The sequence below is a fragment of the Phaeovulum sp. genome, assembly GCF_041596715.1.
In the GTDB taxonomy this organism is placed as follows: domain Bacteria; phylum Pseudomonadota; class Alphaproteobacteria; order Rhodobacterales; family Rhodobacteraceae; genus UBA6213.
Genome location: NZ_JBFHIA010000375.1, coordinates 1 through 1816, shown reverse-complemented (window position 1 = coordinate 1816; position 1816 = coordinate 1). Strand labels below are relative to the sequence as shown.

Annotated in this window: 3 protein-coding genes and 1 pseudogene; 2 read left to right on the top strand and 2 right to left on the bottom strand. The window is 60.3% G+C overall.

Translation table 11 applies throughout. The annotated features are described in order from the left end of the window. Both ABY403_RS16185 and ABY403_RS16180 read right to left on the bottom strand, forming a co-directional pair. Positions 1 to 402 (bottom strand): hypothetical protein (locus ABY403_RS16185; protein ID WP_372841840.1); only part of this gene is annotated, 402 nt, incomplete at its 3' end. 253 nt (positions 403 to 655) lie between these two features. Next, positions 656 to 1003: an ArsR/SmtB family transcription factor gene (locus ABY403_RS16180; protein WP_372841839.1), complete on the bottom strand. Its 348-nt coding sequence runs from the start codon at positions 1001 to 1003 to the stop codon at positions 656 to 658. A 191-nt stretch (positions 1004 to 1194) separates the two neighbouring features. Here ABY403_RS16180 and ABY403_RS16175 point away from each other — a divergent pair, with 191 nt between their 5' ends. Together ABY403_RS16175 and ABY403_RS16170 are read left to right on the top strand one after the other, a co-directional pair. Beyond that, on the top strand, positions 1195 to 1536 hold the full coding sequence (locus ABY403_RS16175) for an AtpZ/AtpI family protein (RefSeq protein WP_372841838.1): 342 nt from the start codon (positions 1195 to 1197) through the stop codon (positions 1534 to 1536). Positions 1537 to 1538: 2 nt separating this feature from the next. Then, a pseudogene (locus ABY403_RS16170) lies at positions 1539 to 1816 on the top strand (F0F1 ATP synthase subunit A); the annotation flags it as partial.

Sequence of the window (1816 nt, the reverse complement as noted above, 5' to 3'; positions counted from 1 at the left end):
CCACATGCCAAGCGCGCGTAACTCGGCTTCGTTGCCAAGGTAAATGGCAAGATGTCCGTAAAGGCCGGGGATGGTGTTGCCCGAGGCGCGGCCTTTGCTGGAAAGCACAACCACATCAAGCGGCTGCACCATTTTCACAGCAGCGAGTTGCGGCTCGGGTCGCGCCAGATACCCGGGTCGCATCACGCTTGCGCCGATGATATTTCCCAACATCGGCGCGAAGGGCTCGGCTATCGCGACCAGAACCGGTGGAATCGGCTCTGTCTCGCGGCAGCAGCCTTCAAGTGCGCTGTCCTTCAGCGCAAGATCGGCGGGGCCGATAGGTTGCGTGCTTGCGCAAGCGGCTACGGAGACCAAAAGCAGCCCAGCCCAGATTGCGTGCGTTACGCGCTTGATCCACATGCTTTGCTCCTTCTCATGGCGGGCGCGGCGAAGAAGTTGCGCAGTCCGCCTCAAGGCCATCATCCACCAAGTAGCAGCCAAGAGATAGCTGCGAACCTAGCGCACACGGGCCGCCATTTGCCACAGCTAGCAAATAGCATCAAGTGTGGCCCGCCCTACGCCTTACCCCGCGCCAAGCCTGTTGCGCGATCTTTCCGTTAAAATACGATCTTTTCTTGCTTCGCATGAGCACCCGAAGTTGCCCGCCGAACACCTAGGGCGTGGATACCGGATCCGAGAGTTCCGTTTGCAAAAAACGCTCAAAATCGTCGAGGTCGAGCGGCTCAAACTGGCCGAAGCCCTGCATCCAAGTGGTCGCGGCGCGCATCGCGGCGGGTTCTAGCTTGCACCACTTCAAACGACCGCGTTTTTCCTGGCTGATAAGGCCCGCATCGGCCAGAATTGCGAGGTGCTTCGAGACCGCAGCCAGTGAGATCGCGAAGGGGGCGGCGACGTCGGTTACAGCCATGTCATCCTCAAGCAGCATCGTCAGTATCGCGCGCCGGGTCGGGTCGGCAAGCGCGGCAAACAGCAGATCGAGGTTGGGCGCGGGTTGAGGCATGGTGCGGATTAGCGCAACCGGCGCACAATCGTCAACCAAATGGTTGAACGACGCATGGCGCGCGGTGTGCCAGCCAATGGCTATGGCGATTTAAAACAACGTAATGTCAGCGTGTTACGCGAACCGCGTCCAGCTTGACTCGGGCGTCATTGGCGCTTAGGAAGGCGGCGACTTTGCGCGGGGCCTGAAATATGCCTGTTGACCCCCCAGATGGTCCCGACCCCGAGCGGCTGCGGCGGCTTGAGAAACGGATCACCGAGAAGAAACGGGAACTGATGCCCGGGCCGCGCGCGGATGAGCACTTCAATCAGGCGAATATCGCCTGGCGGATGGTGATCGAGATGGTTTCGGGGCTGGGGATCGGCTTCGGCATAGGTTATGGGCTGGACAGGTTGTTCGGCACGCTGCCTTGGCTGCTGGTGATCTTCACGCTTCTAGGCTTTGCGGCCGGGGTGCGGGTGATGTTGCGCACGGCGCGCGAGGTTCAGGAAGAACGGCTGGCAGAGCAATCTGCGCGGGAAGAGGGAAAATAGACGTGGCGACGGAAGAAGCAGGCAGCGCACTTTCATTCCACCCGATGGAGCAATTCATCGTAAAGCCGCTTTTCGGCGATGGTCCGGTCAACTGGTACACGCCCACCAACGTCACGCTTTGGATGGCGGTTGCGGTGCTGGCGATCTTTCTGATGCTGGTGGTGGGCACGCGCGGGCGCGCTGTCGTTCCCAGCCGGATGCAATCGATCGCAGAACTCAGCTACGGCTTCATTCACAAGATGGTGGAAGATGTCGCGGGCAAGGACGGCCTGAAATACTT